This is a genomic window from Candidatus Omnitrophota bacterium (genome assembly GCA_016209275.1).
In the GTDB taxonomy this organism is placed as follows: Bacteria; Omnitrophota; Gorgyraeia; order Aquiviventales; family Aquiviventaceae; genus JACQWM01.
Map to the genome: position 1 here is coordinate 24,834 of JACQWM010000013.1, position 19,690 is coordinate 44,523.

Sequence of the window (19,690 nt, forward strand, 5' to 3'; positions counted from 1 at the left end):
GTGCTGTGTGCTAGTGTCCAATAGTTTCTCTCAATACTGCCCGGTGGCGCCAGCAGAAGCTGGCTCCGGAAATCACCGTCAGGATGAGCGCAACCCACATGCTCGCGTGAATCAGCTCGCGCCGCCAGACCTGCGCGGCCGATCGCTCTTGAAGGATCAACGCGAGCAGCACGATGCCGATCGCCACCATTTGCGACACCGTCTTGTGCTTGCCGGCTTTCTCCGCGGGCAGCACGATCTGCCGGTTCGCCGCGACCAGCCGCAAGCCGGTAATCACAAACTCGCGCAGGGCGATCAGCAGCACCATCCAGGCCTGGACAAGCCCTAACTGGACAAACGACAGCAGCAGGCCAAGCACGAGGATTTTATCCGCAATAGGATCCAGCAACGCTCCGAGCGGGCTGGTTTGACGCCGCCGTCGCGCGAGCCAGCCATCCAGCCAATCCGTCAGGCTCGCCAGAAGAAAGCAGGCCAAGGCAACGGACTTCGCCGCCACCCCTGGCGCAAAGATCAGCGCCATGATGAGGAACGTCAGCAGAATCCGAGCAAGAGTAAGTTTGGTGGGCAGCGTCATCGCTGGGAGATGGAAGTAGCAACTCCGATGAGGTCATACTCCAAGCTCTCGGTGATCTGCACGCGGATAAGATCGCCGGGCGCCAGCGGTGCGGCGCTGCGGACATAGACAAGACCGTCAACCTCCGGAGCATCTGCGCTCGTGCGCCCGAGATATTGGGTGGCATCCTCCGCATCGCGTTCATCGATGATCACCTCGCAGGTCGTGCCGACGGCCCGCGCCGTGACCTCTGCCGCAATCTCCTGCTGCAGCTGCATCAGCTGATCGAACCGGCGCTTCGCGTCCTCTTGCGGCACCTGCTCCGGATAACGAAACGCGGCGCTGCCCTCTTCGTTGGAATAGGTGAAGGCGCCGAGCCGCTCAAACTTCACCTCGCGCAAGAATTCCAAGAGACGCTGGAACGCCGCCTCGGTTTCGCCAGGAAATCCCACGATCACGGACGTGCGCAGCGCCATGCCGGGGATCTCTTGCCTCAGCCGCTGAATCGTCTCGCGCAGCTGGGCCTGCGTCATCTGGCGATTCATCCGTGCGAGCATTAGATCATCCGCATGCTCGATCGCTGAGTCCAGATATTTGCAGATCGTCGGCTCATCGCGGATCGTCTGGATCAGCTCGCGAGAGATGCCGCGCGGATGGCAGTAGAGCAGCCGGATCCACCGCACGCCGCTGATCTTCGCCAGTGCCGACATCAGCTCGGCGATGCGCGGCCGATGGTAGAGATCCACACCGTAATCCGAGGTATCCTGGCCAACGACGACCAACTCCGTGATGCCCCGCTCTTCGACAAGTTGCGTGGCCTCTTCCACGACCGCGTCAATCGGCCGACTGGAAAGCGGCCCCTTGATCTTCGGAATGATGCAAAAGCTGCAGCCTTTGAGGCAGCCTTCGGAGATTTTCAGATAGGCGTAATGCGTCGGCGTCAGCGGGACTCGCGCGACACGGATATCCCGATGCGGCACCTGGGGCCGCGGCCGCACGCGCTGCGATGGCTGGCCTTGTAACGCGCGCTGCACCACGGTTTCGATGTCGCCGAAGCCATCGACGCCGATGAAGCCATCGACGTCGGGCAGCTCCTTGATGAGCTCCTGCTTGAACCGCTGCACCAGGCAGCCGGCGACCACCACCGCTTTGATCTTGCCCTGTTTTTTTAACTCCACCGCCTGCAGCACCGTGTCGATCGACTCCTTGATCGCGTCTTGCACGAAACTGCAGGTATTAATCATGACGACGTCAGAGCCTTCGGCGGCATCCGCCACGGTGAATCCCTGCTGCTTCAGCCGGCCGAGCAGCAACTCAGAATCCACCAACGTGCGGGGACAGCCGAGGCTGATCATGCTGACAGTCGGGGAGACGATAGGAAGCGGTTTCATGAGACGAGGCAAGCGCCTGTCAGCGCAAATCGCTGCGCAGTTGCGTAACGCCGCGATGTGTGATGAGCAGGCGTCCGCGATGGGCGAGCGCAAACGGGCTGATGGACTGGCCGTTGAGTGTCACTTCGACATCGGCCGGCTGCGCGATGATGAGCTCGAGCTCTTTTCTGGCACTCCACTGCTCCTTCGCGCCTCGGAGGAGGCGCTGCTGAGCCAGGAGCTTGCCGTCGGCCCGCACGGTGATCCAGGTCGTGCGAAGCGCGGTCATGTGGAGCTCAAGCGGCTGGGTCGCCAACAGTGTCAGGGTCGGCAGCTCGGGCAGTTTAGGGATGCGATCGCCTGACGTGAGGCTCGCCGTCTTAGCCGCGCCAATGCTCGGCATCGGCAGCCGAGCCATCCACCGGCGCGCCGGTCTGATCGCGGCCACGACCAGCAGCACCGCAGCGCTCAGCGCCGCTGCCGTCGCGACATGACGGACCAGCGGAACGGACCAGAGCTCGCGCCATGAGACCGTGACGACGGCCGCGGGAGGCGGCAGCGTCTGCTGGATCCCAGGCTCCGGAGTCGGCCACGTCACGCCCGCGAGCAGCGGCTCCGGCTCAAGATGCAGATACCGCGCGTACGACGTGAGGAATCCCTTGACGTAGATCGGGCTCATCAACTGCGGCAAGCGATCTTCTTCAATGGCCTCAAGCACCCAGGGTTGGATTTTCGTGTCTTTCGTCACGTCGCTATGCGATCGCTTCAGTTGCTCACGCGCCTGCCGAAGCTGCTCTCCGACGCTACTCATTCGGGGTTCCCGCCGATTGTTTGAGGGCTTCACGCGTCACAAGGACTTCCCGGGGACGGCTGCCTTGCGGAGGGCCAACCAGGCCTTCCTGCTCCATCAAATCCAAGATCCGCGCGGCCCGGCCATACCCGAGCCGCAGGCGGCGCTGCAGCAGCGATGTGGAGGCTTGCCCGGTGTCCAGCACGAGCGACTTGGCTTGCTCATAGAGTTCGTCCTTCTCCCCCATCGGGCCGCTACCTTCCGGCTGGCGCTCGCGCTCCATCAATCGCACATCATACGCCGGTGCCCCCTGCTGTTTCAAGAAGGAAGTGATCTGTTCAATTTCCGCATCGGTCACAAACGCCCCTTGGGCCCGCACCGGCTTGGCACTCCCGGGCTTCAGGAACAAGAGGTCGCCGCGGCCCAGCAATTTGTCCGCGCCATTGGCATCGAGGATCGTGCGCGAGTCCACTTTCGAGGCCACCTGAAACGCGATGCGCGCCGGGAAGTTCGCCTTGATCACCCCGGTGATGACATCGACTGACGGGCGCTGGGTGGCAAGAATCATGTGCAGCCCAACGGCCCTCGAGAGCTGGGCCAGGCGCGTAATCGCGCCTTCGACATCCTGGGCCGCGATCATCATCAGATCAGCCAATTCATCAACCACGATCACGAGATACGGCAGCGGGCGGCCGTCGTCCACAGGACCCTCGTCTTCTCCCGCTGAGGGCTCTGCCGGTTGCGGCGAAGGCGGCGGAGCCCCCGTTCCAGTCACCCGCTTCTTATTGTACATGTCGATGTTGCGCACGCCGGCCTTCGCCAGCAATTGGTAGCGGCGCTCCATTTCATCGACGGCCCAGTGGAGCGCCACCGACGCTTTCTTGGCATTCGTGACGACCGGGGCGATGAGGTGCGGGATGCTGTTGAACATCGCCAGCTCCACCATTTTCGGATCGATCATGAGAAACCGAACCTGCTCCGGGCTCGCACGCGTCAGCATGCCAAGGAGCAAGCTGTTAAGACACACCGTCTTGCCGGACCCCGTGGCTCCGGCGATCAGCAGATGCGGGCACTCGCGCAAGTCGGTCACGAGGGCGTGGCCCGACACATCTTGGCCGATCGGCAGCGCAATCGGCGAAGGGTTGCCGGCGAACTCCTGCGCGCCGATGATCTCCTTGAGGTAGACCGTCGTCGTCTTGGTGTTGGGGACGTCGACGCCGACCGTGCCCTTGCCCGGGATCGGGGCGACGACATGGCAGCTGGCGGCCTTCATCACGAGCGCGATATCATCCGACAGCGAGACGATCTTCGTCAGTTTCACGCCGGGTGCCGGGGTCAGCTCATACCGCGTCACCGTCGGGCCGCGGTCGATGTTCACCACGGTCGCTTCAATCCCGAATTCCCGCAAGGTTTCTTCCAAGATGCGGGCGTTGCGCGCCACATCTTCATTGATCTGCCGTTCGGCGACCGGCGGCGGGTTCGTGAGCAATTGATGCGGCGGCAGCTGAAAACCGCCTGGGGCTTGTCGTCGGGGGGGGATTGGAATGGCGTTGGACGTTGGCTCCACCGTCGAGCGGATCCGCGCGCGGGGCGAGTCAAGCGCTCGTGTCAGCGGCTGGGGATCCTCGCGAGGCTCGCGGTCGCGCTCACGCTGAGGTTGGCGCGCGCGCAGACGGCTGGCGTCCGAGGAGAGCCGGGGTGCCGGGGACGCCGACGGCGATGGCTCAGGCCGGCGCAGGCCTTGGGCCAGCGCGCCCCAGATGCGCCGCCAAATCCCCCAGCCTGCTCCATGTCCGGAGACCACCACCCACGCAATCAAGGCCACGCAGGAGGCCGTCAACATCGTCCCGACGGCGCCCAAGTAATAGGCTCCGGCCTGTGCGAGCAGCAATCCCACCATGCCGCCACGATGCGCTTGCGCCTCACCCTGGGGTCCGATCAAGGCCAGCAGCGTCGCCGCGCTGGCCAGCAGGCAGAGGGCGCCGAGGGTCATGGACACCTTGTGCATCGGCTCTCCGCGCCCTTGCCATAGCGCCGCAGCCCAAAGCCAACAGAGCGCTCCCAGCAGATACGCCGCCAGGCCGAATCCGCCGCGGCCGATGGCCGCGAGCCACGCCCCGAGGGCGCCGCCAAGATTGCCCGGCGGACTATTCGGCGGAAAGCTGAAGAACGCGCTATCGGCGGGTGTGAAGGTGAGAAACGCGAGGGTTAAAAATACGCCGGCTGAGGCGAAAAGCGCGCTGCCGACTTTGGCCGGCCACTGCCGCGGGACTGGAGAGTGTCCTGCCCGTCGTTCCATGGAGTTCGCGGCTATCCGCGGGAATCAGCTTCCTCGGATTTCGATCCGTCTTGCGGCAGGGCGCGCTTGCGGGAGAGGTTGATGCGCCCCTGCTCGTCGATCTCAATCACTTTCACGGGAAACTCATCGCCGAGTTTCACCACGTCTTCAACTTTATTCACGTACTTCTCGGCCAGCTCAGACACATGCACCAGGCCTTCTTTCCCAGGCAAGATCTCGCAAAAGGCGCCAAAGTTCATGATGCGCTTGACCTTGGCTTTGTAGATCTTGCCGACTTCGACGTCTTCGGTCAGGGTGCGGATAATTTCAATCGCGCGCGCTGATTTTTCCGCGTCGTTGGAGGCCACCACCACGCTGCCGTCATCCTCAACGTTGATTTCGGCACCCGTCTCTTCAATGATCTTGCGGATCGTCCGGCCGCCGGAGCCGATGACATCGCGGATGCGCTCCGGATTGATTTTGATCGTGGTGATCCGCGGCGCGTAGGCGGAGAGCTCTGTCCGCGGCTTCTCGATGGCGCCGGCCATCAGATCGAGCACCGCCATGCGGGCCGGGTGCGCCTGCGCCAAAATCTTGTTGATGAGCTCAACGCTCAACCCCTCGCGGATTTTCACATCCACCTGCACCGCCGTCGTGCCCAATCGGGTGCCGGCCACCTTGAAATCCATATCGCCGACATGATCCTCAAGGCCGGAGATATCGGTGAGAATCGCGACCTCGGCCCCCTCCTTCACCAGCCCCATCGCCACACCGCTGACCGCGGCCTTGATCGGCACCCCGGCATCCATCAAGGAGAGCGTTCCGGCGCACACCGTGGCCATGCTGGAGGATCCGTTTGATTCGAGGATGTCGGAGACCACGCGGATCGTGTACGGGAATTCGTCTTTCGAGGGGATCATCGGCTCAATCGCCCGTTCCGCGAGCGCGCCATGGCCGATTTCCCGGCGGCCGGGCCCCCGAAGCGGCCGCACCTCGCCGACGCTAAACGGCGGAAAATTGTAGTGGAGCATGAAGCGTTTGTAGCTTTCGCCCTCAAGGGCTTCGATGAGCTGCTCATCATCGCTCGTGCCGAGTGTGGCCACCGACAAGCTCTGCGTCTCGCCCCGGGTAAAGAGCCCTGAGCCGTGCGTCCTCGGCAGCACCCCCACCTGACAGGCAATGTCGCGCAGCTGGGTGTACGCGCGCCCGTCCATCCGGATCTTCCGATCCAGAATCGCCCGGCGCGCTTCATCGTGATCCACGATCTCAAAGGCCGCCGCCACCTGATCCGCGGTGATCGCGCCGCCGGCGGTCAGTTGCTCCGTCACGCGCTGCTTCAGCGCCGCAAGCGCCTCATGCCGCTCGTGCTTCTTCTTCGGCTCGTTGATCGCCGCCAGCGCCGTCCGCGCGGCGGAGCGCACCTGCTCCAGCAGCTCGGGCGAGGGTTGAGCGATCTGAAACGCCGGGTTCTTCGGCTTGCCGGCTTTCGCCACCAATTCCTCTTGCATCGCGATGACCGTTTTCAGATGCTGCGCGCCGAAGGCGATCGCCTCCACCACTTGCTGCTCGGGCACTTCTTTCATTCCGGATTCGATCATGGTGATGCCGTGGCGCGTTCCGGCCACCACCAAATCAATCGAGCTCTGTGCGAGCTCCTGATAGGTCGGATTCACCACCAAGCGGCCGTCGATGAGCCCGACGCGGAGGGCACCCAACGCATCGGGAAACGGGATCGAGGAGAGCCGCAACGCGCACGAGGCTCCCGCCACCGCAAGCACATCAGGATCATATTCCCCGTCGGAGGAGAGGACCGCCGCCATCACTTGCAGCTCATGCAAGAACCCGTTGGGAAACAGCGGACGGATCGGACGGTCGATCAGGCGGGAGGTCAGAATTTCCTTTTCGGTGGGCCGCCCCTCTCGCTTAAAAAACCCGCCGGGGATCTTGCCGGCGGCGTAGGTCTTCTCGCGGTAATCGCACGTTAAGGGCACCATACCAAGGGCTTCGCGAGGAAGTTCGCTCGCCACCGCCGTCACCAGCACGACGGTGCCCCCTTGCTGGATCACGACCGACCCGTCGGCCTGCCGCGCCCAAGCGCCGGTTTCAAACGAGAGCGTTGACGTTCCGAGTTGTGTGGAGACTTTCAACATGGGGCGAGCCGAGGGGTCATTTGCGGAGGCTGAGGGCTTCAAGGATCTTGCGATAGGCGTCCTCGTCATGGCGCTTGAGATACTCCAGCAGCCGGCGGCGCCGGCCGACCATGATCAGCAGCCCTCGGCGGGAGTTGAAATCCCGTTGATGCGTCGTGATGTGCGAGGTGAGACTGGTGATCCGCTCGGTCAGCAGCGCAATTTGCACTTGGGGCGAGCCGGTGTCGCGCTCATGCACGCGGAACTTCTGGATCACAGGCTTCACCGTGGTCGTCGAACTCATCCGTGCTCCTTCACATTCTCTCTTCTTTTCGCTCGCAAGTAACGTTCTATCATACGCTGGAACATCGTCGTCGTCAAGCACTTCTGCTTCGCCGTGGTCTTAACGCCACGGCTTCGCAGCAATACTCTCCTTCCTTTCCGGCGAAGGAGAGTGACACCGCAGCCGCCAGGGGCCGATAAGCCGAGTTCTGTTCTCCTTCGCTCCCCAGCTTTCGCAGGGGAGCTTCGGAGCAATGGTCATCCATCTGGGCCTTGCCTTGCGGCAGGGCTCTTGCGGCCTACCTCCCTAACCTGTTTGGCGGGCAACCGTATCCCCGCCAGTGATTGCTCACGGCGGGGTGTTAGGATCTTTGGCCTTGCTCCGCGTAGAGATTGCCGCGTTTCACCTCGGATCTAAAGGCCAGATACCTTGCGGTGTCTGGCCCCATGACGACCCTACTCGTCTCTGTGGCTCTAATCCGCCCTATTGCTAGAGGAAGGGGGGTTACCCCTTTACGCTGCCCTATGGAGCTCGGACTTTCCTCCCCGCCACGATTCGTGGCGAGGCGACCATCTAGCCTCTGTCGACTGCGGTGTCAATGAACGCGGTCTGCGGCTGCCCCAGCGAGCCGATCCGCCTGGCGGTTGTGCTCGCGCGGCACATGCTGCACAGCACAGTGCTCGAAGCCTTCGCGCAAATGCCTCACCAGGTCGTGCAGAATTTTCAACCACGGATCTTTCACGCGATACTGACCGGACAGCTGCCTGGCCAGCAGTTCGCTATCTGTCTTGACCACCACCGAGGTCTGCCCGCGCTTCAGCGCCTCTTGCAGCGCATACACCAGGGCGAGATATTCGGCGACGTTATTGGTCGTTGGCCCGAGAAATTGTGACAGCTGCCATGCCGGCTCGCCGTTGCCGTCGTAACACACGGCGCCGATGCCAGCCGGGCCGGGGTTGCCGCGGCTAGCACCATCGATCAAGATCTCACAGCTTCGAATGCGCTTCATCAAAAAAGAGAATGCGATTGCAACTTTCGCATGTGACGAGCTTCGCTTTCAAGTAGACCTCGTTCACGACCTGCGGCGGCATCCGCCGGTGGCACCCCCCGCACGCATCATTGACCAAGGACACCAGCGCTAATCCGTGTCGCAGCACGAGCACCCGTTCGTAGACGTCCAACGCCGCCTTCGGCACGTCCGGCAAAGCCGCCTCGCGCTGCCGCTCCAGCTTGCCGATCGAATCGGCGATGATCGCCAGGTCTTCTTCGATGCGCTGCCGCTCCTTCGCCAAGCGCGCCTGCTCCTGGACCACGCGCGCGTGCTCGGTCTGACGCTCCTTCGTCGCCTGCTCAATGGCGTCGAAGAGCTTAATGATGTCTTCCTCCAGCACCGAGTTGTCGGCCTTGTGCGCGTCGATTTCCCGCTGCATCGCCGCGTATTCTTTGTTGGTCTTCAGCTGAAAGAGCTGCCCTTGAAGCTTTTTGACATTGGCCTCGCGCGTCTGCAGATCCAGCTCCTTCTCTTTCTGCGCAAGCTGCAGCGACTTCATCCGCTCAGTGGCGGCGGCCAGCTTCGCCTCTTCGGCAGCCACCGCAGCCGCCACGCGCTCAAGCTCCTTCGGCTTCTCGACCTGCTGCCGCTTCAGCTGATACAGCTGCGCGTCGATGGCTTGCAACTTTTTGAGCGACTCCAGTTGGTCGGGCATGGCACTCTACGTGGTGGGCGCAAGAGGATTTGAACCTCTGACCTCTACCATGTGAGGGTAGCGCTCTAACCAGCTGAGCTATGCGCCCTAAGGTCTAAACTTTTATTTTAGCGCACAAATGGCGAGGTGGATAGCAGAATCAGAGGAGGTGTCAGAATCAGAGGTGGGCCGTGGAGGAATCGAACCTCCGACCAAGTGGTTATGAGCCACCTGCTCTGCCACTGAGCTACCGGCCCGTCGCCGCCTGCTTAGACGGGTTGGGATTTGTCCTGGGAGGAAAAGGTCAACTCCAGGAAGTTGCGCAGGCGGCGGCTGCGGGTCGGGTGGCGCAGCTTGCGCAGGGCCTTCGCCTCGATCTGCCGCACGCGCTCGCGGGTCACGTTGAACATCTGCCCCACCTCTTCCAGCGTGCGCGGCGAGCCATCCTGCAGCCCGAAGCGCAGCAGCAGCACCTGCCGCTCCCGCTCGGAGAGCGACACCAGCACATCGCCGATCTGCTCCTTCAGCATGCTGTAGGCCGTGGCGTTCGCCGGGGAAATGGCGCGCTTATCCTCGATGAAATCCCCGAAGTGCGTGTCGCCGTCTTCGCCGATCGGTGTTTGCAGCGAAATGGGCTCTTGGGCGATCTTGAAGATCCCGCGCACTTTCTCCACAGGAATGCCAGTCGCGCGCGCGATCTCCTCGGGCGCCGGCTCGCGGCCGGTCTCTTGCACAATGGCGCGAGAGACGCGGATGAGCTTGTTGATCGTCTCCGTCATGTGCACCGGGATGCGGATGGTCCGCGCCTGATCGGCGATCGAGCGCGTGATCGCCTGGCGGATCCACCAGGTGGCGTAGGTGGAGAACTTGTAACCCCGCTGGTACTCGAATTTCTCCACCGCCTTCATCAACCCGATATTCCCCTCCTGAATCAGATCCAGGAAGGACAACCCGCGATTCGTGTATTTCTTGGCGATGCTGACCACGAGCCGCAGGTTCGCCTCCACCAAGGCTTTTTTGGCTTTGGTGTAGTCCGCCTCTTTCTGCTCAATGTCTTTGATGACCAAGCGCGTCGACTCGGCCGAGCCGCCCAGCTTGCGCAGCAGCTCCAGCCGCCGCCGGCACAGCTCGCGCGTCCTCGAGGATGATCCGGAGCCTTTGACGCGCTTCAATTGCGCCAATTGGCGATCGCAGGTCTCGACCCCGCGCAGGTAGCGCGTGAGCTGCTCCACCATCCACTCGATCGCCTGAATGGTGAGGTGATAGCGCTCGAACACTTTGCGGAGGTGCTTTTTGCTGTGCGCCTTCTTCAGCTGGCGGCGCAAGACCGCCAACTGGGCGACGAGATCCTCCCGCTTCAAGTTGGGGTCGTCCTTGGAGTACTCCTCCGGGTTCAGCTCCCCCTCAATTAGCAGGCCGGTCAAACGCAACAGCTCCCGCCGGACGGACGGCTGCCGCAAAACCGCATCGCGGTACGCCAATTCCGCCGCTTCGATCTTCTTCGCCAACGTCAATTCTTGCTCCCTCGTCAGCAGCGGAATCTGCCCCATCTGGCGCAAGTACATCTTCACCGGATCATCGAGCTGCCCCACCTCGACAACCTCGGCCGCCTCTTCTTCCCGCTGCTCTTTTTCTTCCCGCTCTTCCAGCCTGGAGGCGGGTGCCGGAGCGCTGCTGCGGCTTGGCTTCTCGACAATCTCGATATGCTCCTTGCCGAGCAGGGCCAGCAATTCATCCATTTCCTCCGGAGACGCCACATCCTCCGGCAGCAGGTTATTCAGCTCATCATAGGTGAGGCGGCCCTTATCACGCCCAACCATGAGGACGTGCGCCAACCGCTCGCTGATGGGCTTCCGTTTCAAGGGTTCAGCCATTATCGCTCCTCCTCGTGATGGACCAGCTCCTGCACTTGGCTCAATAACTGCTGCACCGTCTCATGCCGCCCGGAGGCTTCCGCTGACCGCAGCTGCTCTTGCAGCCGTTCGATGCGCTGCTGCTTGGTTTTAGCCCCGATGCGGCGGATGCATTCCTCCAGCGCGCCCTCTTTTGACGCGGTGGTCTGCGCGAGCTCCACGAGCATGGCCACGATGCTCTGCTCCTCGGCGTCGGTCAACCGGGACATCACTTGGGCCGCGGTGGCCTGGCCTGACGCGCTCATCATATCGCTCACCTGGATGAGGATGCGCCGCAGCGCGGCATCGCGGATCTCCTCCAATGACAGCCGCCCTTGCAAGGCGGACAGGCGCTGCGGCTCCTCGATAATCAGCGCGGTCAAGAGCTGTTCGGCTCCTGTCGCCATGCTGCGGTCGCGGCGGCTTGCCGCCGGCTGGCGTTCTGGCTCCGTCATCCGGAGGGATGCGGCGAGGCGACGCCCGCTCTTGGCTAATTCCGTCGCCACCGCCGACTCATCCAGGGCGAGGCGCTCCGCCAGCAGCCGCAGATACTCGCTGCGCAGCATCGCGTCAGGCACCTTGGCAATCGTCGGCAGCACGAATTGCGCGGCCTGCACCTTGCCTTCAATATGATCGACGTCGCACCGGCTGATCGCCGTCTCAATCAGCATGTCAAAGACGCTCATACTGCGCGCCAAGAGGGCCTCAAAGGCCGGCCGTCCCATGGAGCGCAGGCACTCATCCGGATCCACCCCGGCGGGCAGGCGCGCGATGCGCACCTCAAGCCCCTGCTCCACCAGCACGTCGATGCCCCGCAGCGTCGCGGTTTCGCCGGCGGCATCCGGATCAAACGCCAAGATCGCGCGCGGCGCATACCGTTTCAGCAATGCGGCCTGCTCGACGGTCAGCGCCGTGCCTAAGGGCGAGACCACATGCGCGATCCCTTCCTGTGCGAGCAGCACGCAGTCAAAATAGCCTTCGACCAGCACCGCGGTTTGCTCCCGCAGGATGGCCTCCTTCGCTTGAGCCAATCCAAACAGGTGCTGCCCCTTGCGATAGAGCGCCGTCTCCGGACTATTCAGGTATTTGGGTTCCTGGGCGTCCAAACTGCGGCCCCCGAACCCGACGATGCGCCCTCGAACATCCATGATGGGAAAGATCAACCGATCGCGAAACCGATCATACGTGCCCTTGGGGCCCTTGACGATGAGACCGGAGGCCTCCAGCAGCGGCTGTGTCACCCCGCGCTTTTCCGCCGCGGTCAGCAGGCCCCGCCAACCGGAGGGGGCCACCCCCAAACGAAACGCGCGCTGGGTGGGCTCCGTCACTCCCCGCTTCGCCAGATAGGCCCGCGCGGTCTGGCCATGCTGCGGATGCTGCAGCAGCCGCTCGAAATATTCGCACGTCTGCGCGAGCAGCTCAGCCAGCGGCTTCGTCGATTCGCTCTTGCCCTGCTCCGAGGGCTCGGGCAGGCTGACCCCGGCATGGTCGGCGAGCTGGCGCACCGCCTCGGGAAAGCTGAGCCGGTCGTGCTGCATCAAAAAGCTGAACACATTGCCTCCCACCCCGCAGCCAAAACAGTGAAAGATTTGCTTCGCCGGGTTGACCATGAACGACGGGGTCTTCTCCCGATGAAACGGGCAGTTCGCCTTGAAATGCCGCCCGGAGAGCTTGAGCGGCACGTAGCGGCCAATCAGCTCCGCGATATCGGTTCTGGATTGAATCTCGTCGATGAGATGTTCAGGAATCAGCGGCATCGAAGATATGATTACGGTGATGGCAAAAAACGATTACGGTGATGCGCCTGCAACGAGCGGCGGGATCAGCGGGCCGGCGTTCGCCCGCCCTCCCTGGACGATATCGCTGAACTGCTCCACGGCGTTTTTCACCGGAGGCAGCACGTACGACTCCAACGCGGAGCGCTCCACAACGCTTTTCTGAAGATAGGGGACCCCGCTTGACGTCAGCGCCAGCAGCAGAAACCCCGCCCACCACGCTCCCCGGACAAGCCCGGCGACAGCCGCCAGGATCTGTGTCACGATATTCAGCTTCTCCCACGTGAACAGGCGGCTGATCACCTTCATCACCTGGTACATGGTCAGCAACCCAATGAGAAAGAGACACCAGAAGATGACGAAGGTCGAGAACGCCTGATCAGTTTTCAGCCACGGCAGCACGAGGGTGATCACATCATCGGCGTAACTGACGACGAGCACTGTCGTGGCGATTGAGCCGGCAAGCCCCAGCAGCCCTGTCAAGAGCCCTCGGTGAAACGCTCTATAACCAGTTGTCAAAACAATGGTTACGATAACCAGGTCAACCCAATTCGGCCACGTCACCACGTCAGACCCCTCGCTGTGCGACTGCAGGTGAAGTATACCATATGCAAAATCGAAGCGTCAAGGAAGCGCTACCTTTTTTCTGGATCGCACGGGAAAACGCTTCCCTGATGAGTGGTGGCGCGGTGGCCAAGTGGCCCAGTGGCCGGAGAGCGAACGACTAGGAGCCGCCGCGGGAGGCAGCGATGGTAGCGCGGACCTTAATAATCTTCAATTCCTCCATCACCGCGTCAAACCGCTTGAGAATGTCTTGCTGGTTGGCCAAGATCTCATCAAGCTTCTTTTCCAGCTTCGCGTTGCCGCTGCTGCTGCTGGTCGTTGAGGCCGCGGCACTCTTCGTGGTGGCACGGGATGAGCGAACCGGCGGTGTGGCGTCCTCTTCAGCCGCCCACACGGCTGGCCGGCTCATCCATCCGATCCCGATCCCCACGCTGAGCGCGACCAGCAGGCCGATCGCTTGAGACCAGCGGTTCATGGCGCAACTCCTATTCTGCTGCGGTGGCTGCCGCAATGGCCTGTTCACGGTTCTGTTCCTCCAACAGCTTGACGGTGAGGAAAATGAGGAGATCTTGGCGGACCGGATCGCTTTGGCCGGCGGATGACCCGTAGCGGTTGATGTTCTTAAATAACAATCCGACCACCGGAATGTCGCCAAGCACCGGGACTTTCGTCTGTTGCTTGACCTCGGCCGCCTTGACTAATCCCCCGATCGCGATGGTATCCCCGCTTTGAATGCGCACTTGGGTCTGCGCATTTTGAATGGAAAAGCGCGGCAGCTGCAAGGTGCTGCCGCCGGTGGTGAATGACACGTTTTCAATCAGCGTGATGATCTCGGGCTTTAAGTCCACCACGATTTCGTTGCTGGGGTTCACATGCGGGGTCACGGTGAGAATCGTGCCCAAATTTTTCGCCGTGTAGCCGCTGATCGACACCCGGCCCGTCGTGCTGTCAATCGTGTAGTTGGGAATCGGATATTGTTCGCCGATGTGCACACTCGCTTCTTTATTGTTCAGCACGGCGATGCTGGGATTGGACACGATATGCGTATCCGTGCGCGTATTGAGGAAATTGATCGTATTGCCGAGGTTGCCTGCGTTGAGCGTGCCGAAGCTAAAGGTGGTGGCTTGCGAGGGAACCCTCGGCGTCTCGGCCCCGGTCCTTGGGATAAACCGGTTGCCGAAAATACCGTAGTTGGCCCCCATCGTAAAGGGAAACGTCGAGGGAAGCGTTGGGCTGACCGCTGTCAAGGTGAGCGCATCCGACCAGTCGATGCCTAATTTCTCATCTTTGGTCAGCCGGGTTTCCACCACCTTCGACTCGATCAGCACCTGCGGCGTGCGCTGGTCGATGCGCTGCACAACTTGCTTGACCGCAGACAGATTGGTGGCGATGTCGGTGACGATGAGCGTGTTGGTCCGCTCATCAAACTTCACCTTGCCGCGATCCGAGAGGACTTCGGAGATAATGTCCGGGACTTCTTTGGCCTTGGCGTAATCCAGGGGAAAGACTTCGGTGGAGAGCGCTTCTTTCTCCATTTCATCGGCGGTCAGAACGCGGACGATGTTGCCTTTGCGCTCATAGGTGTAGCCGTAGGTTTTCAAAATCACCTCGAGTGCCTGCTCCCAGGGCACGTTGGAGAGCTTGATCGTCACCAGCCCCTCGACTTCCGGCCCGGAGACGATGTCGACCCCGGCCTTTAAGGCGATGATGCGCAACACCTGCTTGATGTCCGCTTCCTTAAAGTCCAGGTTCACATTGCCGCCCTTGACTGCCGCAGGTTTTGGAGCCGGGGTGGGTGGTGCCGCCGGTGCTGCAGCCGGTGTTGCGGTTGTTGTGGACGGAGCCGACGGCTCGGTCGTTGACGGCTCGCTCGCGCTCGTTGACGCTGGCGGCGTTTCGGAGGCGGGCTTTGCCGAGTCATCAGCCGGCGAAGACGAAGACGCCTCGGCCGCCTCAGTCGCCGGCTGGGGGTCATGCTGAGCCTCCTGCCCTGCCGGCTCTTCGGCGCGCGCGCTGGTCGCTGCAACGCCACACATCGCAGAACCTAAGATCGCGGCGATGGTCCACACGAGAAGTTTTTTCACCGTGGCTCCCTCCTGTTAAAATGCTGTCTGCTTAATCTCAAACCGCGCCCCTTCGGAATCTTCGAGAATGACGGAGCTTTCACGGATCTCCACCACTTTATAATCATCAAACGCATCGCCGACGGTCAATTCCCTGTCGCCGATCATCGCAATAGGATTCTCCGGGTCCCACAAAATCCCTCCCAGCTCCGGCAGGCTGCCCTCGGTCTTGCCGCCGATCAGCTTGCCATCCTTGACCAGGGGCACAAACGGATCGCGTTTGCCCTGGGCGTCGTAGGTGGCTTTCGGAGATGACGCCACCGGCTGCTCTGCAGCCTCTATCGGAGCAAGCACCAAGCACCACATTCCAAGCACCAAGCAAGCACCAAGCACCACATTCCAAGCACCAAACTTGTGGTTCATCCTTTTGACGCTTCCTCAGTAGAAGCCACATAGGCGCGGAGCACGAGCTTGATCCGATGCCGCTTCGGACTTTTCAGGTTGCCCTGAATCTGCAAGCTGGCCAGTTGCATGGGCTTGTCCACTCCCTCCACCAAGCTAAGAAACGTGCCCAACTGGTGGTATCCGGATGATCCTTCAATCTGGATATTCACCGGTTGGTATTCGTCGCGGAGGGCTTTTGGTTTTTGGTCTTTCGGATTTTTTGGGTCCTTTGAATCGCTGCTCGACCGCTCTGGAAAGATATTCTCAATTTTCATCTGGGCCGTGTTGGCCAAATCGGTGAGCTGGGCCACCAGAACGGCCACATCGTTTTCAAGCGGCAGTTGGCTCTTCAGGGCTTTGACGGCTCGCTCTTTCTCATCATGCTGTCGTTGAACCGCGCCGATATTTTGGGCGGCAAGCTCCAGCTCCCTGATGCGAGCGCTTTGCTGCTGGATCGTCCGCTGGGTCTTCCGGATCTCCTTCCACATCGGGCCAAGGACGTAGACGACATAGACCCAGCCGATGAAAAGTGCGAGGACGGCGACTAAGAGCACCGTGCGCTGCTCTTGCTGCGAGAGGTTCACCTTCATGGCTTTGCAGCGCCCTGCAGCACGCCGGTGAGCGTAAACTGCACGATTTCCACTTGGCCATCCTGCACCCGTTTGATGGACTCGATCCGCACTTCCTTCACCGCCGAGGTCACATCTTTGCTCGCCTTGAGACTCTGGACAAATTCGGTCACGCTGGCCATGCCGCTTTCCTTTTGATCCACAGCCGAGCCTTGGATCACCAATCCTTTCTGCGGATCCAGGGTCATCTCCCGGAACCAGAGCCCATCAGGCGTATGGGTCGACATCTCATTTAATCGCGCCGACCATAAATCATGCCCAGGCTTAATGATTGCATTCATGGCGTCTTCCTGCCCGCGCAGGCGCTGCAGGGATTGCTGGAGTTGATCAAGCTGCTGCTTTTTCGGCTCAAGCGCTGCAATCCGCTGCTGATCTTGCTCCGCGCGCCGATGCACCACGGACACGGAGACTCCTAAGGCGATAGGGATAACGAAGATGAGGCTGGCGAGGATGGCAGCCAGCGGGGTGCGATGAAAGTGCTCAACGGTTGAGGTGGCCGCCCGCCGCTCCCGCTCCGGTAAGAGATTAACCTTCAACATCATCAATGGTCTGTTCGTAATGCCAACCCATACGCGATGGAAAACTGGCCTGAGAGATTCTCCGCCGGCGCCCAGGTCTGGACGGCTTGGGCCAATAAGCCTTTGAGCACCTCGATAAACCGCGCCGACTGACTTAAGCCCCCGGTCACCAGCACTTTGTCAGGAGGCTGGCTGAATCGATTCTCAAAATAATCGAAAGAAAGCTGCAACTCCGTGACCAGGGATTCCGCTGCCAGCTTCATGGCCTCGGCGGTTTCAGCGCCCAACTCGCCCTTCAGGAGCTGCTGGCGGATTTCCTCGGCCTCGATGCCAAGCTGCTCGCCCACATGGCGAATCAGGCGCTCGCCGCCCCAGGGAATGTCCCGCACGAGATACGGCACCGGCCCTTTAAACACGACCAAATTGGTCAACAGCGAGCCGACGTTGATGAGCGCTGAAGTACCCTCAGCAGGCTTGCCGTTGCTTTGCTCAAGAAACGCGTTGGCGAGGGCGAGCGCATCCACATCGATCAGGCTCACATTGACACCGGCCCGCTTGGCCCAATCGATGCGCCGCTCCACCAATTCTTTTTTACAGGCGACAATCAGCACCCACACTTTTTTGCCTTCCGAAGGACCGAGCATCGCGCCATCGAGGATCACATCTTGGATGTTAAACGGCAGATACCGCTGGGCTTCGAACGGGAGGGCTTGCTTCAACTCATTGTCTTTCATGGCCGGCATCTCGATGATGCGCATGATGACCCATTGGCCGCTGACCGCCATGTTCACGGTTGAAATCGGCATCGGGAGATTGCCCACCGCGGCCTTGAGTGCTTCAGAGGCATCCACGTCTTGGCCTGGCTTGAGTGCCACGACCTGCTGTGCCAGAATCGGGGGCGACCCCTCGCTTTTCCGAGCGCCAAGCACCACCACCTTCACTGATGACGCACCCAGATCCAACCCAACGGTGTACTTGGGCTCTTTGCGTTGAATCGTGGCAAGACGCTTCAGCAACCCTGTTGCGCGTTGACGAGCTTCACGGGGTGATGCGGTGGCAGGCATCCAGTTAACGCTTCATGAATATGTCACGGTGAAAAGAGAAGAGCAGCCCACCCATAAACGAGCAGGCTGCTCTTCTCATACAACGTGTGATCGTTCTCCTCACACAATTCCCAGCTGGTCAACCGCTCACGGACAGGCAGCTTTGGGTGCCTGGTCAATGGTCGCAGCCCCTGCCAAGGTAGGATCTGGCGCGACAATCCCAGAGCAGTGGTAAATCAAACCGGCCTCAGTCACGACAAACGATCGACTTCCTGTACTTGCTGACTGAGGGACCGCTCCGAGTTGATATGTTAGGCCATTGACTCCGGTGAAGGTATACAGATACCCTTGAACTACCGCGTTCGTCAAGACCCTACAGAACGACGGAGGTCCGAAGTCCGGGTCAGGGCTGACACCAGCGGCACAACCGGCTGGGACCCCGCCGAGCCCGTACATGCTATTAATAAACGCCGTCCCATCAGGAGCTGGATACGCCTGGTACACCGAGCGGTACATTTCCAGCGAGGAGAGCAGCGCGCGCATGTTGCCGATGGCGGCTGACTCATTCGCCGTGGTGCGTCCACGCAACACGTTGGGAATCGCGATCGCGGCCAATAAGGCGATGATAGCCACCACGATCATGATCTCAACGAGCGTGAACCCTGCTTTGGTTGCTCGTCTCATCGTGATCTCCTTGTTATTTCCCACACAATAAACAATGATAACCCGCCTTCTCTAACTTTCTCAATCACCCATCACTGAATCACTCAATCACTCTCTTGTCCCCGGAACACCTCCTTCCTTAAAATAAACAAGCCACTGCCGCTAGGCAATGGCCTCAAATCGCTTCCCAGCGGCAACCCAGCTACCCTGTGAACTACAGTGATGAAGTGATTGAGTGAGTAAGTGATTCAGCAGATCCTCTCCTGCCATGCAGCCTTGAGTCCCGGGAAGGCTCATTGCTGCTGCTTACTCACCTCACTCGCCTTTCCAACAGGGCCTGTGGCTTTCCGGCCTCGCCTCACGGCGTCCGCCACCTTACTTGGCGGATCCCCGCCACAGTTCGTTGGCGGGGAAGTGTGGCTTTATCGCTTGTCATTACTAACTATGCCATATCTCGTTAGGCGGGGTCAAGGATTTTCTTTCGCGGCGCGCAAAGCGTAGGCTAAGTTCGGGTCGCGCCGCTTCGCCTGCCGGAAGGCCTCATCCGCCCCGGCCGCATCGCCTAAGTGCGATCGTGTTTGGCCGAGCCGGAACCACGCAAATCCCAGCCACGGGCTGCGGGCGACGACCCGCTGATAGGCGGCAGCGGCCTGAGGGACTTGGGCCGCCCGCAGGCATCGCTCGCCTTGCTCCAACGGAAAGCGGCTGTTCCATGGATCCGATCGTTCAGCGCGTTGCCACAGCGCGATGGTGCGTTGAATGGGAGCTGATGACAGCTCCTGCCATGCCGCCCTGGCTGCCCAGGCATCAGCCATCGCAAACCTTGCCGTAAGAAGCAATACAAGAGACGCGATGACTGCTGGTAAACTTCTCACAAACCTCACGCGGCTAGGAGCTAGGAGCTGGGAGCTAGGAGCAACCACAACGGTAGTTCCAGACAAGAGCCCTAAAACGCTCCACCAGAACGGTGCGGTGACCGCCTCATAGAATGTCTGCTCAAGCACGCTGTGC

The 19,690-nt window shown here is 61.1% G+C and carries 19 protein-coding genes, 2 tRNA genes and 1 other RNA gene; all 22 read right to left on the minus strand.

What is annotated here, in order from left to right; genetic code table 11:
- Positions 1-10: 10 nt before the first annotated feature.
- Complete coding sequence (gene pgsA, locus HY737_02275) at positions 11-574, minus strand: CDP-diacylglycerol--glycerol-3-phosphate 3-phosphatidyltransferase (GenBank protein MBI4597214.1); 564 nt, start codon at positions 572-574, stop codon at positions 11-13.
- Positions 571-1,944 (minus strand): 30S ribosomal protein S12 methylthiotransferase RimO, encoded by a 1,374-nt coding sequence (rimO, locus tag HY737_02280; GenBank protein MBI4597215.1) that lies wholly within the window; start codon positions 1,942-1,944, stop codon positions 571-573. The genes pgsA and rimO overlap by 4 nt, the downstream gene beginning before the upstream one ends.
- Before the next feature lie 19 nt (positions 1,945-1,963).
- Complete coding sequence (locus tag HY737_02285) at positions 1,964-2,734, minus strand: DUF4115 domain-containing protein (protein MBI4597216.1); 771 nt, start codon at positions 2,732-2,734, stop codon at positions 1,964-1,966.
- Complete coding sequence (locus HY737_02290; protein ID MBI4597217.1) at positions 2,727-5,012, minus strand: DNA translocase FtsK 4TM domain-containing protein; 2,286 nt, start codon at positions 5,010-5,012, stop codon at positions 2,727-2,729. Before HY737_02290 ends, HY737_02285 begins: the two co-directional genes overlap by 8 nt.
- An 11-nt stretch (positions 5,013-5,023) precedes the next feature.
- Positions 5,024-7,141, minus strand: coding sequence for a polyribonucleotide nucleotidyltransferase (gene pnp, locus HY737_02295; protein ID MBI4597218.1), 2,118 nt, complete (start codon positions 7,139-7,141; stop codon positions 5,024-5,026).
- A gap of 16 nt (positions 7,142-7,157) precedes the next feature.
- Positions 7,158-7,424: a 30S ribosomal protein S15 gene (gene rpsO / locus HY737_02300; GenBank protein ID MBI4597219.1), complete on the minus strand. Its 267-nt coding sequence runs from the start codon at positions 7,422-7,424 to the stop codon at positions 7,158-7,160.
- Between the two features lie 160 nt (positions 7,425-7,584).
- An RNA gene (gene rnpB / locus HY737_02305) (RNase P RNA component class A) lies at positions 7,585-7,988 on the minus strand.
- 10 nt (positions 7,989-7,998) lie between these two features.
- A complete protein-coding gene (locus HY737_02310; GenBank protein MBI4597220.1) occupies positions 7,999-8,412 on the minus strand; it encodes a ribonuclease HI family protein in 414 nt (137 codons plus the stop codon).
- A complete protein-coding gene (locus HY737_02315) occupies positions 8,390-9,109 on the minus strand; it encodes a hypothetical protein (protein ID MBI4597221.1) in 720 nt (239 codons plus the stop codon). The genes HY737_02310 and HY737_02315 overlap by 23 nt, the downstream gene beginning before the upstream one ends.
- A gap of 11 nt (positions 9,110-9,120) precedes the next feature.
- Positions 9,121-9,197, minus strand: a tRNA-Val gene (locus HY737_02320).
- A gap of 76 nt (positions 9,198-9,273) precedes the next feature.
- Positions 9,274-9,345, minus strand: a tRNA-Met gene (locus HY737_02325).
- Positions 9,346-9,357: 12 nt separating this feature from the next.
- Positions 9,358-10,962: an RNA polymerase sigma factor RpoD gene (gene rpoD / locus HY737_02330; protein ID MBI4597222.1), complete on the minus strand. Its 1,605-nt coding sequence runs from the start codon at positions 10,960-10,962 to the stop codon at positions 9,358-9,360.
- Complete coding sequence (locus HY737_02335) at positions 10,962-12,737, minus strand: DNA primase (protein ID MBI4597223.1); 1,776 nt, start codon at positions 12,735-12,737, stop codon at positions 10,962-10,964. The genes rpoD and HY737_02335 overlap by 1 nt, the downstream gene beginning before the upstream one ends.
- Positions 12,738-12,770: 33 nt before the next feature.
- Positions 12,771-13,274: a CvpA family protein gene (locus HY737_02340; GenBank protein ID MBI4597224.1), complete on the minus strand. Its 504-nt coding sequence runs from the start codon at positions 13,272-13,274 to the stop codon at positions 12,771-12,773.
- Between the two features lie 205 nt (positions 13,275-13,479).
- Positions 13,480-13,794, minus strand: coding sequence for a hypothetical protein (locus HY737_02345; GenBank protein ID MBI4597225.1), 315 nt, complete (start codon positions 13,792-13,794; stop codon positions 13,480-13,482).
- Positions 13,795-13,804: 10 nt separating this feature from the next.
- A complete protein-coding gene (locus tag HY737_02350; protein ID MBI4597226.1) occupies positions 13,805-15,403 on the minus strand; it encodes a secretin and TonB N-terminal domain-containing protein in 1,599 nt (532 codons plus the stop codon).
- Positions 15,404-15,418: 15 nt separating this feature from the next.
- Positions 15,419-15,736, minus strand: a complete 318-nt coding sequence (locus tag HY737_02355; GenBank protein MBI4597227.1) for a hypothetical protein — start codon at positions 15,734-15,736, stop codon at positions 15,419-15,421.
- A gap of 65 nt (positions 15,737-15,801) precedes the next feature.
- Positions 15,802-16,416, minus strand: a complete 615-nt coding sequence (gene pilO / locus HY737_02360) for a type 4a pilus biogenesis protein PilO (protein ID MBI4597228.1) — start codon at positions 16,414-16,416, stop codon at positions 15,802-15,804.
- Positions 16,413-16,997, minus strand: coding sequence for a PilN domain-containing protein (locus HY737_02365; protein MBI4597229.1), 585 nt, complete (start codon positions 16,995-16,997; stop codon positions 16,413-16,415). Before HY737_02365 ends, pilO begins: the two co-directional genes overlap by 4 nt.
- The gene (pilM, locus tag HY737_02370) at positions 16,997-18,037 is read right to left on the minus strand and encodes a pilus assembly protein PilM (GenBank protein MBI4597230.1); all 1,041 of its coding nucleotides are present in this window, start codon (positions 18,035-18,037) and stop codon (positions 16,997-16,999) included. The genes HY737_02365 and pilM overlap by 1 nt, the downstream gene beginning before the upstream one ends.
- A gap of 126 nt (positions 18,038-18,163) precedes the next feature.
- A complete protein-coding gene (locus HY737_02375; GenBank protein MBI4597231.1) occupies positions 18,164-18,700 on the minus strand; it encodes a prepilin-type N-terminal cleavage/methylation domain-containing protein in 537 nt (178 codons plus the stop codon).
- A gap of 446 nt (positions 18,701-19,146) precedes the next feature.
- Entirely contained in the window at positions 19,147-19,494 is a 348-nt protein-coding gene (locus HY737_02380) for a tetratricopeptide repeat protein (GenBank protein MBI4597232.1), read from the minus strand.
- Positions 19,495-19,690 lie beyond the last annotated feature (196 nt).